Origin of the sequence: Paracoccus sp. (in: a-proteobacteria) (genome assembly GCF_032007265.1) — a bacterium.
Lineage (GTDB): Bacteria > Pseudomonadota > Alphaproteobacteria > Rhodobacterales > Rhodobacteraceae > Paracoccus.
This window is the reverse complement of record NZ_DALZMB010000098.1, coordinates 1-13,959: the sequence shown is the minus strand read 5'-3', so window position 1 is coordinate 13,959 and position 13,959 is coordinate 1. Positions and strand designations below refer to the sequence as shown.

Here is a 13,959-nt window from a genome sequence, read left to right as displayed (position 1 = left end):
GTTCAGCATTTCATCGTGAAAGCGGGCGTTGAAGCTCTCGCAATAACCATTCTCCCAAGGCGATCCGGGCGCGATGTAAGCCGTTTTCGCGCCGACGGCGCTGAACCAGTCCCGAACGGCCAGGGCAATGAACTCCGGCCCGTTATCGGAGAGGATGAAGGCGGGAACGCCACGCAAGATGAACAGGTCAGTGAGTGCATCAATCACGTCTGTCGCGTTCAACTTACGCCGCACCCAGCTCGTCAGACATTCGCGGCTGAACTCGTCGAGGATGCCCCATCAGAACCTCAACCTGCCGCAACTTTGAGACAATATCTTCCGGCTTTGGACCTTTGTTTGCCATTCTCAATCCTCCGTTTCCTAAAGACAACGACGGACGACTTCACGGAGGCAGGATCGCTCCTGAGTGGGATGGAGCATCATGAGCAAGATCCCGAGTAAGTTTTCCCCTGAAGAGTGCGCTCGAGCGATTCGGACGCTGGTTTACAAAGAAGGCCAGCATCGCTCGCGTTGGTAGTCGCCGAAGTCAATCGCGGCAAGAGGTTGGGCGGTTCGAGCGAGATGTCGGATCGCCTCTAGGCCTATGAGCGCGAGAGCTGAGAGCCGCGCCTGGCGAATGAGATCCTGTGCAAGGCATCAGCATATTTTGCCATGGCGGACCTCGACCGCCGATCGAAGTGATGGTGAGTTTGATTGATATCCATCGGGGCGCGCGTGGGGGCGCGTCAATCTGCAACCTACTACCGATTGCGAGAGCTTCAACGTCAGCTTTCGCGACTAGCTGGTGAACGGGCAGTTCTTCTATGGCCTCCGCGAGGCGTAGATCCTGATCGAGCAATGGAGGAAGCAAGACAACACGAAACGCCCCACAATGCATCGTGCTATTGCCCACCGGCCCCGGAATCCATCGTCGCCAGAGACCAAAGGCCGATGATCCACTCACTTTTGAAACGGACCACTCGAGTGGAGCGGATCACGGGCGATTTGCGGACTTGGCCTTTCATTCGATGTTTCTTTCCTTGCGGTGCGAAGCAAATGTCATAGGTGCGACACCGGCTGAGCCAGTCACCCATTAGCACGGCTGTTCTAAATCATTCGTCGACCGGCATGTTCGAAAATCTGTCTTGAACCACGCATGGACCTATCGCAATCCTTGCGCGATCTTTCTTGCGACAGGCAAACGCCGTAAAGCCAGCATGGCTATCACACCGATCAACGGACCGGGCACGAGAAAAAGAAACGCCCATTGCCAACTCCCCATCCAGCCAACGAAAGTTGGCAATAACTGGATGGACACGACAGTCAGCGCGAAACCGATACCCATCTGGAAAGCGAGTGCTGTTCCGATCAGCCGGTTGTCAGCAATTTCGGTGACCATTGCGGAAAATTGGGCAGAGTCCCCTATGACGGATACTCCCCAGATGACAGAAATCATGATCAGCGCCCATAACGGTCCGTCGAAAGCGAAACCGATGACAATTGCGCATAGCCCGGACACGATCATCATGAGTACGGTTGTGGCGGTTCGTCCGATCCTGTCGGCCAGCCAGCCACCGGCTACGCAACCAAATGCGCCAGATGCAATGACAACGAACGTGATTACTGACGCCTGCCCAATGGGGGCCAATCCATTGGCTTCAAGGGCGGCGCGCATGAAGACCAGAAACCAGCCCCACATTGCGTAGAGTTCCCACATATGGCCAAAGTATCCGAGGTTCGCCAAAGCGACGCCCTTGTCTCGCACAATGATCCCGATCTGGCTTGGCTTGAACTTGACGGTAGGGTTTGAGTAGGGGCCGTCGGATACAAAAAGAATAAAGATAATCCCCGCGATCATACTGAGGATCGAGGTTGCGCTGACTACCAGTCGCCAATCGACAGAGGAAGTAAGGGCGTGAATCAGATGCGGGAATGCTGACCCAAGAGTCAGGCCACCGATCACCAAGCCGAGTGCGATTCCCCGGCCTCGAATGAACCAGGTTGTCACCAATTTCATCGCAGGCGGATATACGAGCGCCAGAGCGATTCCGGTGAGAATCCGAAGAAAAACCGCGGCCTCCGGACCGGGTGCAATCAGGAGGGCCAAGTTCAAGAGGCCTGCGGCAATTGCAGCCGACGCCATCAGAACCCTGATAGGGACGATGTCGGGTAGGCCGGTGAAGCTCGAGGCGAGCGCACCGATAACGAAGCCGACTTGGACGCCGTTTGTCATCATTGCAGCCTGGAAGGTGGTGAACTCCCAATGCAGGCGCAACTCTGGAAGGATTGCTGTGGCCGAAAACCACGGTGTCATGGCAAATATGATGCCCAGGCAAATCTTGCCAAGGGCTGCCCATCGCCCTGATGGCGGTGCGGTTGCGGCGTCCGCGGCGAGAGACATTGGGACCTCCAATACTGACCGTTCGGTACACGATCAATATTGAACCTTTGATATTAGCCCGTCAATCCAAGATCCTTGAGATGATCGAGATCGCGGGTAGATCAATGGTCTTAAAGAATGGGATGACACGCGCTGCCAGCTGCCGGGCAAGCGAAAGCGTCAGACAAGGGTAGGGGGTTAGTTCCGCTGTCGGATTGCCTCGAGCACAAGGGTAGAAAAATGATCGGCAATTTCGGTCGCAGTCGCGTTTCCTTGCGGCTTGGCCCAAAGGAAACTGTAAAAATACATGCCCATCAGTGCTTTGAGGTCAATGGTATGGATATCCCGGAAGGCACCCTCCGCAGTGCCGCGAAGAATCACGCTGCGCCAGATGGCTTCATAATTGCGGTGCAGGTCGATCACCGTGCGCTGATTTTCGGGACTCAGTAGGTGCAGCTCTCGGAAACAGACGGTCATCTCCGCACGGTGCTCGAACATGGTGCGAAGGAAATGATCGCTCAGCTCGCGGATCGCGTCGTCCACAGAAAGGTTCTTGGCAACTGTCCCTTCGGCTTCGGCGCATAAGCGCTTCATATATCCGACCGAGATGTCCAGTAAGATGTCTTCCTTGCTCTTAACATGATAATAGAACGCGCCACGGCCAAGGCCGACAGCAGAGCAAAGCTCTGCCACGCCAACTGAGCCGTAGCCATGCTTAGCAAACAGTTCTGCGCAGACTTTATGAATGAATGCCTTTTGCTGACCAGCCGATCTTTTCTCTCCGGAGCTAAATATCTCGTTCATGATTGCCCCCTTAAAAGCCAAAATTGCCACAAGTCCAACGGAATGTCATCCTATCGAAAGGTTGCGATAGGATGACAGAGTCGCAGCTAGCTCTGCCCAAAGACTACCTCCCGATCTGGTTCCTTTTCACGACGGAGATACGGGCTGCCGAGGCAAGCAGCAACCCGCCAACCGATTACACTGCCTCTTCGATCTTTTCAGGAAGTTGCGAGAGGTTTTGGCTGTCGGTCTCGGCCCAAGCGTAGGGCTCTTCAAAGCCGATGCCAAAGACCAGGGGAATGACCAAGGACCAGTTGACGCCCATGTAGGCATAGGTCAGCGCCTCGTTCATATCCTCGAAAACCGGCCCGATCATCCGCTGGATCAGCGTTGCGACAAGCACAGAAACGCCGATCCATACGGCACAGGCAAGCAGGCCACCAAACGGCATCGCGATGCGCGTGAAGGGATAGTTCATGGTAATAACTGGCATGGCATAATGGACAGAGGTGGCAGTGAAGAACCACAGCAGCCAATATTGATCGGCTGTGAAATGTCCCATTATCCAAAACTGAGAAATCGGGGCTAATGCGAAATCCCAAATTCCCAGTGATGCTGAGACGTTCACACACAAGGCAACGGCGGCAAAGAGGATCAAAATAATCGTCATGGCGGTCGAAGGCTTACTGAGTCCGCGGGTTATGTAAGTGAGTGTCGTTGTGCCAAGACCCACAAGCAGGAATGGAAACCACCAAGCGGGAATCCAGACTATTGCTGAATGGGTGATGAGATAGGTACCTCCTATGATCATCAGAAGGATCAGCGCGAACTGACGCCCCTTCGGCAGTTTCTCCACCGGCCAGTTCCCACCTGCAAAGCAGATCAGGGCCAGCAAAAACCAAGTTGTTCCTACCAAGGGAAAGATCCCGTTGACGCCGGGTCCGATTGCAAAGATTAACTTGGCAGATAACCAGCCAAGAATCCATGACGTAACGGTCAACGCGACTCCTCGTACAGGCTTACTTTGGATGCGATCAAACGGGAAAAAGCCACAGCAAAATAACAGACACGCCCACCACGCTGAAAAGATCTGCCAGCTCACATTGTCGAGCCAGTAGTTTGCGGCAATATCTTCACCGCGCCACGGGCCAATCGGATAATATCTGACGATCTCATTCACGAGATAGCATGAGATAATTGTCAGGCCGTATATCAGGACGAATCCGGTGAGGAAGATTTTGGGGCGAAACGGCGTCAAAGAGCGATTCATTTTCGGTCCTTCCGTTTGCATTGATGCAATGCCTTAAAATTACGCCGTCCGCGAAACTAGCAATATGGGCGAATTGTCTTATCGGAATCGTCCAGGATAGATCTCGCTCGTCAAAGTGAGGGTGAAATAATCCTTTGGTCTCACATTTGATCCGGTTTCGAATCATCCACTCCGCATCAACTGCAGAGCCCGCCGCAGTAGTCCAATTGAGTATGTCATCATCTGTTGAAATCATACTTTAGTTTTAGTGGCTTCAAAGCGCCAAGAGCTTTTCGGTCAATGTGCTGCTTTGCCGAGACCAAAGTGCGGCGCCTTCCTTGAGTGCTCTAAGGTGGTTATTTTCTTATACAGAAACAATATATTAACGCGGTAAATCCATTCGATCGCAGCGTGAATGGTAACTTTCCAGAGCGCAAACTTTGTATTGCTTTGGTCTTTTCCTGTGTCAGTATGGAACGGTCGATACAGAGGTTGGGGAGGGGGCCATGGTCGTCGTCGCAAGCATCAACGGAAGCCCGCATAAACCGTCTCGGACGCAGTATCTATTGGCCGAACTTTGTGCGGCCATGGGGGAAAGCATCGCGATGGAATTGCGACAGATTGAACTCTGCGAGGTTGGACCAGATCTGTTTTCCGCGCCTCAACGTAGTGGCCTTTCGGTTAAAGGCGACCACATTCTTCGCCAAGTAGAAAGCGCTGAAATACTTGTCGTCGGAACTCCAGTTTATCACGCTTCATATACCGGACTATTAAAACAGCTTTTTGATCTTCTGGACGATGAACGCATGAGAGGGCGGATTGCCGTTCCAGTCGCCAACGGAGAAACGCCTATGCATGGGTTGATGTTGGAGCACCAAATGAGACCGCTGTTCAGCTCGATAGGTATTGTCACCACATCGACAACCTTATTCGCCACGCAACATGAAATCAGTGACGGCGGCGTTCTTTCTCGACGACTACGCGAAGCCGCTCAGTTGACCGCGATCGAGGCTGTGCAGATGTACACGATGCGAAGCTGCATGGGGCTGGAAAGTTTTTCGCCGCGCAATAGCGCAAATCGAGGGGCCGACGACAGGATGAATGCCGCTGAGGCCAGCCGGAAACAGATTTCAAGGATACTCCCATGATCATTTCGCGTCAGACCGAGTTCTCTTGCTACATCGACCCAATTGAGAAGGTACTCGCAGCGGCGGCTGTAGGGCGCCCCTATGTCCTGATTGACGACGAAGACCGCGAGAACGAGGGCGACATTATTATACCAGCCGACTTCGCGACGCCGCAGGTGCTTGCCTTCATGGCCAAGCAGGCAAGCGGGCTGATCTGTCTGACGCTGACCGAAGCTCACGCGGCCAAGCTTGGTCTTTCTCGTGCAAACCAGGACAGCGCCCATTGTGCACAACATACTGCCTTTACCCAATCCATCGAGGCGCGAACCGGGATTACGACCGGCATTTCAGCCGTCGATCGCGCGCGCACCATCGCTGAAGCTATTGCCGAAGACACAGGACCCGAGCGGATCTGTTCCCCTGGGCATATGTTCCCTCTGATCGCGCGCAATGGCGGTGTGCTTGAGCGGGCCGGACATACCGAGGCATCTGTCGATATTTCTCGCATCTGTGGTCATACGGCCGCTGCCGTGATCTGCGAAATCATGCTGGATGACGGGCAAATGGCGCGTCTGCCTGAACTGCGGGTCTGGGCCGATAGTTTCGGGCTGCCGCTTGGGACGATCAAGGACCTGATTGCCTGGCGGCAACGTAATGAACACGCCGATAAGCAATTGGTGAGGGCGTAGCATCACGCTCTGCCAACTATCCCCTATCACGGAGACCTCATCATGACCGAGCAATCCCGGATTGAAATGGCACCAGAGCAGGGTGTCGACGGCGACACGTTCCGCAAAGTTATGCGCAGCCTGGCTGGGACCGTGACGGTCATCAGCACCGAAAATCAGGGTGCGCTTTATGGCTTCACGGCGACGGCTGTCTGTAGTGTGTGTGCTGATCCGCCGACGCTGCTGATTGCGGTCAACCGCTCGACCCGGACCTATCCGCATATCGCCAACAAAAGCGCCTTCACGGTCAATGTCATCGCGGCGGACCAGCGCGACGTGGCCGAGCGCTTCGGCACAAAGGCAGATGATGTTTTCGCCTCGGTTCCGCATCGACTGACCGACAAGGGCGTGCCTGTTATCACGAATGCGGCGGCGGCGATGGTCTGCACGGTCAGCCAGGTTATGGATGTCGGTACGCATACCATCTTTTTCGGCCGGATCGAGCAGACTGAGATCAGCGGCAAGCCCCCGCTTGTTTATTACGACGGGTGCTATGGCGCGGTCTCGCTGATGGCGGGCTAGTACAAAGCCAGATCGCATTGCGCGAACTTTGGGAGGGGTTCAGCAAGATGATTGAGCAGATCGAATTCATGGCGGAGGCCACGCGGGAGGCCGCGCTTTTCGCCCTTGCCGACGGAAGGCCGCCGATGGTTGTCAGCGGGCGTGTCATCCACGGCAACAAACTGGGCCGCGAACTGGGTATCCCGACCGCCAATCTGGCGATCAAGCTCGAGCACGCACCCGCATACGGCATCTACGCAGTGACCGCATTCCTGGGCACCGCGACGATCGCGGGGATCGCCTCATGGGGGACGCGTCCACATTTCGACGACGGTGCGCCGCTGCTAGAGGTTCATTTGTTCGAATTTTCCCGCAGTATCTATGGCGCTACTCTGTCCGTGCGCTTTGACTGCTTCCTGCGCCCCGAAGCGCGCTTCGCTGACATCGAAGAGTTCATGTCGCAAATTCAGAGAGATATCGCGGCAGCACGCTGCTTTCACCAGATCTGACAAGACCGTCGCCAAAGCGGCCATCACAAAACGGGAGGACACGCATATGCGATCGAATGAAGGAGAGTTGAGCACAACCGCCGACGAATGTGACTGCCGGGATGGTATGAGGCCGGACCTGACGCGCCGTGCCTTCCTTGGTCGGTCCATGGGTACAGGGGTGGGCTTTCTGGCAGCATCGGTCGGGATTGCCGCAGCGCAGGATGCCGAGAAAGCCCCGCCGGGCGCTGTCCTTTACGATGTGCCCGCCGATCCCACTAAAGAGCCAGGCCGCGCGCTTCTAGAAGATGGTGGCTATGGCACCCGCTCTCAGTTCGAGACTGAGGTGCGGATCAAAGAAGACAATTCGACTGACATCACGTCCTGGACGTTCACGCCGCTGGCGGCGATGCTGGGCAACCTGACGCCCTCGGGCTTGCATTTCGAGCGCCATCACGGCGGCATTCCTACCATCGACCCGGCACATCATCAGCTGTTCATTCACGGAATGGTCGCAGAGGCGAAGAGGTTCTCGATGGCCGATTTGAGGGCACTGCCTTCGGTCACGCGCAAGCATTTCATTGAATGTTCGGGTAATACCTTGACCGAGTGGAAAGGTGTCACAGCCAAGAACGTCCAGCGTACGCATGGGTTGCTGTCGACCTCGGAATGGACGGGGGTGCTATTTTCGACCCTTGCGCGCGCGGTGAACCTGGACCCACAAGCGGATTGGGTACTGGCCGAGGGCGCAGATGCGTCAGTCATGACGCGGTCCATTCCGATGGACAAGCTGATGCGTGACGGGATGATCGTCTATGGCCAGAACGGCGAGGCGTTGCGTCCCGAACAGGGCTACCCCCTGCGCCTGGTGCTGCCGGGGTATGAGGGCAACACCCATATCAAATGGCTGCGCCGACTGCAGGTATCGGATAAGCCTTTCATGACGCGTGAAGAGACATCGAAATACACCGATCTCTATGCAGACGGCCGGGCTAAGCTGTTCACGCTGGAGATGGACCCCAAGTCCGTCATCACCTTTCCTTCTGGCGAAATGAAGCTGCCGAAACCAGGCCATTATCAGATCTCGGGATTTGCTTGGACGGGCAGGGGACGTGTGCAGGCGGTCGATATCTCGACTGATGGCGGCAAGACCTGGGCACCCGCAAGGTTGGAAAACTCGCCCGAGCCGCAATGCACCGTGCGCTTCACCTTTCCCTGGCACTGGGACGGCACGGGAGCAGTCCTGCAAAGCCGTTGCTGGGACGAGACCGGAGCGCGGCAATTGACACGGAGCAAGCTGATCGAGATGCGCGGCATGAACTCGGTATATCACTACAATGCCATTCAAAGCTGGGCCATTGATGCGGCGGGGGATGTGTCCAATGTTCAGGTCTAACGCTATGGCAATCTGCGCCGTCATGGTAGCGGCTCCGCTGGCCTTGCAGGCCGAACCCGCCTCAAACTGGGGCACCCCGATCGGACCCGACGACCTTAAGGGGATGGCAGCCTATGCGCCGGGTGGGGGCGATTTGCCGCCCGGCAGTGGCACTGTAGCGCAAGGACAGCAGCTTTATGTCGATCGCTGTGCCTATTGCCACGGTGAGGAGCTGGAGGGGATCCCCGAAACCGGTGGTGCCAAGCTGATCGGCGGGCGCGGCACGCTGGCAAGCGATAAACCGGTCAAGACGGTCGAAAGCTACTGGCCCCATGCCGAAACGCTGTTCGATTATATTAAGCGCGCCATGCCCTTCGATCAGCCCGGCTCGCTGAGCGATGACGAGGTTTATGCGCTTTCTGCCTATGTCCTCAATCGCGGCGGCATCCTGCCCGAGGATACGACGCTGGATCCAGCTTCGCTTGCTGCCGTGAAGATGCCGAATGCCGACGGTTTTTATCGCGGCGAATCTTACGATCTCAAACTGAGCTGGGGCCAGGCCGACGACTGATCGGCCCGGCCAACTATACCGCCCCACTGCCCTCCACTTTGGAGGATCGATAAAACATGTGAAAAGGAAGGATCTCTCATGGCCACTGAAAAAAAGCGGATTATCCTGAACGCCTTCGACATGACCTGTGTCAGCCACCAGTCGACCGGCATGTGGCGCCACCCAAGCAGCCAGGCCACCCGGTATAACGACATCGAATACTGGACCAACATGGCGATCGAACTTGAGCGCGGACATTTCGACACGCTGTTCATCGCCGATGTGGTCGGGGTCTATGACGTCTATCGCGGCTCGGGTGAGGCGGCGCTGAAGGATGCTGCGCAGGTGCCGGTGAACGATCCTTTCGCGGCTATCTCAGCCATGGCTGCGGTCACTAAGCATGTCGGCTTCGGGGTGACGGCGGCAATTACCTACGAACATCCCTATCTTCTGGCCCGCCGCCTTTCGACGCTGGATCATCTGACCAAGGGGCGCGTCGCATGGAACGTCGTCTCCTCGTACCTGAACAGCGCGGCGGTCAATCTGGGCATGGACAAGCAGATGACCCATGACCAGCGCTATGACATGGCAGACGAATATATGGAGGTCATCTACAAGCTTTGGGAAGGCAGCTGGGAAGATACTGCCGTCAAGCGCGACAAGGCCAGTGGTGTGTTCGCGGATGCCTCGAAGATCCATCCGATCGAGCACGAAGGCGAATATTTCAAGGTTCCGGGCTTTCACTTGTGCGAACCTTCTCCACAGCGCACGCCTATGATCTTCCAGGCTGGGGCTTCGGGTCGCGGTCGCAAATTCGCATCGTCCCATGCAGAGGGGATGTTCATCCTGACCACCAGTCCCGAGGCCGCCAAGCCCGTGACCGACGACATTCGCCGTCTGGCGGTCGAAGCCGGACGCAGCGCGGATTCGATCAAGATCTTCAGCCTGCTAACCGTTATCACCGGCGCTGACGACGAAGCTGCTGAGGCGAAGTACGAAGAGTTCCTCGAATACGCGAACCCCGAGGGCATGCTGGCGCTGTATGGCGGCTGGACCGGCATTGACTTCTCGAAACTAGATCCGGACGCGCCACTTGAGGCCGTACCTAATGACAGCCTGCGTACGACGCTGGAATCGCTTACGAATGCCGAAGATGGTCAGGTCTGGACCGTGCGTGACGTCATCCGTCACCGCTGCATCGGTGGGCTAGGTCCGGTTCTGGTCGGCGGACCGCAGAAAGTAGCGGACATGCTGGAGAAATGGGTCGATGAGGGCGGTGTCGACGGCTTCAACCTAGCCTATGCGATCACCCCCGGCACCACCACGGACTTTATCGATTATGTCGTACCCGAACTGGTGCGGCGCGGCAGGGCCCAGACTTCCTACAAGGACGGGACGCTTCGTACGAAGCTGATCGGCACGGAGGATGGCCACGTAGAGCCGACGCATCCCGCCGCGACCTGGCATGCACATTATGTCGGAAAACCAAGCGTCGCGGACAAGACCCAGCCCTCGACATTCGAAGGACAGGAACTGGTGTCATTCGAACGGAAAAGGAAGACCGCCTGAGTGTACTGATCTGAAATGCGGTGTCGTGGCAGAAGCCACGGCATCAGCGTTCGCGCATATAGGTTAGGATCCGGAGAGCTGGAACGACGTTGCCCTTGATCGAACCAACCTTGCGTGGTCGGAGATGGTCGATATGCCCAGTCTGTTCGTAAAACAGCTTCCCGGACGAGGTGATCAGGCGGAACATGCGCCTCGAGATCGAACGCATAGAACAGCCGAGCACGAACCTTCTGCCTTCCCAGCATCGCGGCACTCTCCCGATCCTCACAAACTAAGGGAACTAGCAGGCTTTGCGCCAATCAAGCGAAGAGTTTTTCAACAACATCGACCCAATGCGTCGATTTCTCTGATCATCGGTGTCGAACACCTCTGACCATCGCCGTTTAAACTTTTGACCATCTGCAGTTAAGGTCTATGCCCTGCTTCTCGGCCCAGATCGGCGGTGTCGCGCTGATGTCTTCGGGGCCGTTGTCGACGCTGACTGGCCAATGGCCTGCGGCGCCAATCGATGATCTGGTTTAGCGCCCGACAAACCGTTCTGCGGGCATAACCGGGGCTGGAACGCTTGGGTTACGCAGGACCTGATCGACGACCTAACGCTCGGTACCGAGCCGATTTACGTGGCCACGCATGACTGGCGCAGTCTGGGCGAAGCGTCGGTCAGATCGCGAATGACTTTACCTGAGATTATCGAAAGCATTCGCTTCGGCCAATTGGCTCTGGTGGGCAAATATGTGCAGAGCTCGGGCTTTGCTTCTGTTTTAGTGAATCTCGGGCATGTCGGGCAGGAGGGGGAGGCGATTTTTCTGGATGCCTTTGCCTATTAGTAAGGGCTGCCGCCAAGCGAGCTCCTCACCCTTTTTCGCCGGAATGGCCTTTCCTGCCGACAGGCGTGGGGCCCCCGAGGCAGAGCTCAGGTGCGGATGAGCGCTACCGACCGCGCGGCATGCCACGATCGCTTCATCAGTTTTCGCACGCTGGAGGTTTCGGCTCGTCTGCGGTGGAGCGAGCTGCAAGCGCGACTTAACGCAGGTGCTATTTTCCCCGCAGGCAGTAGTGCGGGGATCTATTCCCACGCCGCAATTGGCCATCTATTACCCTAAATCAGCGATCCGCGCGGACTTAGCTTGACGGCCTTGCGCAGGCTATTGCTCGCGTTCGCGCATGCTTCCCCTGTTTTTGGCAATCATGTCGGAAAAAGGGAAGGCGTGCGCAAGAAAGCAATAGTCTACCCACATGTAATTAACTGAAATAATTAATAAAATATATCTTTGGGACCGTTCTTTTGATTTTGGTTGATGACGTTTCGCTGCACAGGGTGCCGTCGCCTGCTCGCGGAACACGTCCACGAAGTTAAAATTGGACTTGCTAGCCGATACGGAGGCCCAAGTTGAAAGCTATTTTGCCTTGTCACTACCATGAAGGGGGCGAAGCGTGGCAAGATAGCGTTTAATGGAAGGTCCCTGAGAGGAGGTCTGGTTGCTGTGTAGGTTCTGGGGTTGATCGCCGGGGCGGGCTGAGTAATGCTTGAGGCAACTTTATGAACGGGCTGACGTGTTTAACACGGAAGCTTGGCGGATTTTATTGGTTCTCAGGTTGTGCTTTTATAATGGCTCAGGGTTCGATACGCGGTGAGAGTGACTTCTGGCTCGATATACCGGCGGGAAAGCGCAGCGACGCGGAAGCCATGCAGCTGCAAAGGCTGATATTTGAGACCATTTCCAACGCAGAGCCGCTTTCAAGATCTGCTAGCCACCCTTTTCAGGACCATATCCCCGAGGCAATTTCCCCGTGGCTGCAGCCGACGGCATCGGCCACTGGTGCAGGGATCGCCGAGATCTTGACCTTTGTCGTTATTGACGGGGCGAGGGTGCCGAACATACCCGAAATGATCGAAGCATACGGCCTCGAGGGGCGAAGCCTTTTTGGAGAGGGCGCGGATGAAAGACTAATCGCGAGCGGCCCGTGGCTGGTACAGCTCGAGCCGGGCAACAGATTCATACGTCGCTTCTTTCTCGAAGGGTGCGAACAGCGATCCGATCAGGCGCTCTGGATGGAAAATTGGGGCATCTTTATCCGAAGCCGGTCCGGTCTAAATGGGCTAAGCGGACATTTCCGGAAGTTCACCAAGATCAAAGATGAAAACGGGCAATGGCTCTTTTTTCGCTTCTGGGATACGGATTTCATGGGGCTCTACCTACGCCAGAAAAATGCCGCGCAGTTACCGCTTGTTTTACGGCTGCTTGATCCGGCTGTGATCGAGCGTGCCTTGGTCTTCAATCCGTTTGACGGCGCATATTCGGTTCGCCTCGATCTTAGCGGGGATATCGCGCAAAGCCTGCAGCCCAAGATTGGGTTCAGACGCGAGGAGTTCGACGCCGTGGGCGTTGCGCTTGCCGATCGCCGGGCGGCGCGCGCCTATCATGCAAGCTACCGTAAGCTGCTTGGGGGTGAGGGCCTTGATGAGCTGAGGGCCCGGATCTCGGAGGCGAGGGCGGCCTGTAGCGCGCTCGGCATCACCCAGGAAGGTCTTCCCGGCACCTTCATTCTTCTTGGGACTATTTTTGATCGCAGGTTTTGGCAGGGCGATGCGTTTCGCGCCTATTGGTCTAAGGCCAGAACCTCGCCGGATATGAGATTTAAGACATATCTCTCTGCATTGAAGGCTCAGATACTTAAGGCTCGGCTGCCTTTGAAGCCATGGTGGTAGGTCAAAATGGTGAAATCTCTTTTGAAAGAAGCCGCAAAGCGTGCGTTTCTAGCTCCCGGAGGCGGCCCTTTAGAGGGCGGCTGGGGGTCATCGCAACAGGACTGGGGCTCTAGCGGCGGCCGAGGCTATATCCCTGAGTTCGAAGGGGCAGGCGGGGGATATGATACCATTGACCCGCTCGCGAAGGAGCTCGAGCCCGGCGCCACGGTTCCAATGAACCAGGAGTTGCGCAACGCGGCAACAGCCGAAGCGACTCAAACCTGTCAGGACTGCCCGGTTTGCGGCTTCATGACCGACGGGAAATATGTCACCGCCGCCTATCCGGTTCCTTGGGCGATGGATTATCAGGACCGCGTCGTCCGATTGGTCGCCATGGGTAATCTGGCCTTCGAGATGAGCCCCGACGCCTCCCGCATCCAAGAGTGGCAGCTGCCGCATGCGGCATCGGGCGGAGATACCGGCTCCGGCACCGGGGTTCGCAGCATCGACGGCTTTGCGCTCATGCCCTGCATGCTGATCG

The 13,959-nt window shown here is 56.4% G+C and carries 13 protein-coding genes, 1 pseudogene and 1 other annotated feature; of the genes and pseudogenes, 10 read left to right on the top strand and 4 right to left on the bottom strand.

The annotated features are described in order from the left end of the window. The 4 genes and pseudogenes from RTS12_RS16740 to RTS12_RS16720 all read right to left on the bottom strand — a co-directional run. Positions 1-273, bottom strand: a pseudogene (locus RTS12_RS16740) (DDE-type integrase/transposase/recombinase); the annotation flags it as partial. A gap of 365 nt (positions 274-638) precedes the next feature. Further along, positions 639-752, top strand: a sequence feature (AL1L pseudoknot). Positions 753-1,141: 389 nt separating this feature from the next. Then, on the bottom strand, positions 1,142-2,380 hold the full coding sequence (locus tag RTS12_RS16730) for an MFS transporter (protein WP_312530536.1): 1,239 nt from the start codon (positions 2,378-2,380) through the stop codon (positions 1,142-1,144). A gap of 177 nt (positions 2,381-2,557) precedes the next feature. Further along, complete coding sequence (locus RTS12_RS16725) at positions 2,558-3,163, bottom strand: TetR/AcrR family transcriptional regulator (RefSeq protein ID WP_312530534.1); 606 nt, start codon at positions 3,161-3,163, stop codon at positions 2,558-2,560. Between the two features lie 175 nt (positions 3,164-3,338). Continuing rightward, positions 3,339-4,412: a hypothetical protein gene (locus RTS12_RS16720; RefSeq protein ID WP_312530532.1), complete on the bottom strand. Its 1,074-nt coding sequence runs from the start codon at positions 4,410-4,412 to the stop codon at positions 3,339-3,341. 485 nt (positions 4,413-4,897) lie between these two features. Here RTS12_RS16720 and RTS12_RS16715 point away from each other — a divergent pair, with 485 nt between their 5' ends. The 10 genes from RTS12_RS16715 to RTS12_RS16670 form a co-directional block, all read left to right on the top strand. Continuing rightward, a complete protein-coding gene (locus tag RTS12_RS16715; protein WP_312530530.1) occupies positions 4,898-5,539 on the top strand; it encodes an NAD(P)H-dependent oxidoreductase in 642 nt (213 codons plus the stop codon). Continuing rightward, on the top strand, positions 5,536-6,207 hold the full coding sequence (ribB, locus tag RTS12_RS16710) for a 3,4-dihydroxy-2-butanone-4-phosphate synthase (RefSeq protein WP_312530528.1): 672 nt from the start codon (positions 5,536-5,538) through the stop codon (positions 6,205-6,207). Before RTS12_RS16715 ends, ribB begins: the two co-directional genes overlap by 4 nt. Positions 6,208-6,249: 42 nt before the next feature. Continuing rightward, positions 6,250-6,768, top strand: a complete 519-nt coding sequence (locus RTS12_RS16705; RefSeq protein ID WP_312530526.1) for a flavin reductase family protein — start codon at positions 6,250-6,252, stop codon at positions 6,766-6,768. Positions 6,769-6,815: 47 nt separating this feature from the next. Beyond that, on the top strand, positions 6,816-7,256 hold the full coding sequence (locus RTS12_RS16700; RefSeq protein ID WP_312530523.1) for a riboflavin kinase: 441 nt from the start codon (positions 6,816-6,818) through the stop codon (positions 7,254-7,256). Between the two features lie 67 nt (positions 7,257-7,323). After that, positions 7,324-8,631, top strand: coding sequence for a sulfite dehydrogenase (soxC, locus tag RTS12_RS16695; RefSeq protein ID WP_312530521.1), 1,308 nt, complete (start codon positions 7,324-7,326; stop codon positions 8,629-8,631). Beyond that, positions 8,618-9,181, top strand: coding sequence for a cytochrome c (locus RTS12_RS16690; RefSeq protein WP_312530520.1), 564 nt, complete (start codon positions 8,618-8,620; stop codon positions 9,179-9,181). Before soxC ends, RTS12_RS16690 begins: the two co-directional genes overlap by 14 nt. A 78-nt stretch (positions 9,182-9,259) precedes the next feature. Continuing rightward, positions 9,260-10,729, top strand: coding sequence for an LLM class flavin-dependent oxidoreductase (locus RTS12_RS16685; RefSeq protein ID WP_312530518.1), 1,470 nt, complete (start codon positions 9,260-9,262; stop codon positions 10,727-10,729). A 620-nt stretch (positions 10,730-11,349) separates the two neighbouring features. Next, complete coding sequence (locus tag RTS12_RS16680) at positions 11,350-11,556, top strand: hypothetical protein (RefSeq protein ID WP_312530516.1); 207 nt, start codon at positions 11,350-11,352, stop codon at positions 11,554-11,556. 713 nt (positions 11,557-12,269) lie between these two features. Continuing rightward, positions 12,270-13,439, top strand: a complete 1,170-nt coding sequence (locus RTS12_RS16675) for a DUF4123 domain-containing protein (protein ID WP_312530514.1) — start codon at positions 12,270-12,272, stop codon at positions 13,437-13,439. Between the two features lie 213 nt (positions 13,440-13,652). After that, a partial coding sequence (locus RTS12_RS16670; protein ID WP_312530513.1) for a hypothetical protein occupies positions 13,653-13,959 on the top strand: 307 nt, incomplete at its 3' end.

Bases quoted from the DNA above. Each gene is read 5' to 3' on its own strand.
- ribB (WP_312530528.1), top strand. From the start codon at position 5,536: ATGATCATTTCGCGTCAGACCGAGTTCTCTTGCTACATCGACCCAATT.
- RTS12_RS16730 (WP_312530536.1), bottom strand. From the start codon at position 2,380: ATGTCTCTCGCCGCGGACGCCGCAACCGCACCGCCATCAGGGCGATGG.
- RTS12_RS16720 (WP_312530532.1), bottom strand. From the start codon at position 4,412: ATGAATCGCTCTTTGACGCCGTTTCGCCCCAAAATCTTCCTCACCGGA.
- RTS12_RS16685 (WP_312530518.1), top strand. From the start codon at position 9,260: ATGGCCACTGAAAAAAAGCGGATTATCCTGAACGCCTTCGACATGACC.
- RTS12_RS16700 (WP_312530523.1), top strand. From the start codon at position 6,816: ATGATTGAGCAGATCGAATTCATGGCGGAGGCCACGCGGGAGGCCGCG.
- RTS12_RS16725 (WP_312530534.1), bottom strand. From the start codon at position 3,163: ATGAACGAGATATTTAGCTCCGGAGAGAAAAGATCGGCTGGTCAGCAA.
- RTS12_RS16675 (WP_312530514.1), top strand. From the start codon at position 12,270: ATGAACGGGCTGACGTGTTTAACACGGAAGCTTGGCGGATTTTATTGG.
- RTS12_RS16705 (WP_312530526.1), top strand. From the start codon at position 6,250: ATGACCGAGCAATCCCGGATTGAAATGGCACCAGAGCAGGGTGTCGAC.
- RTS12_RS16690 (WP_312530520.1), top strand. From the start codon at position 8,618: ATGTTCAGGTCTAACGCTATGGCAATCTGCGCCGTCATGGTAGCGGCT.
- RTS12_RS16715 (WP_312530530.1), top strand. From the start codon at position 4,898: ATGGTCGTCGTCGCAAGCATCAACGGAAGCCCGCATAAACCGTCTCGG.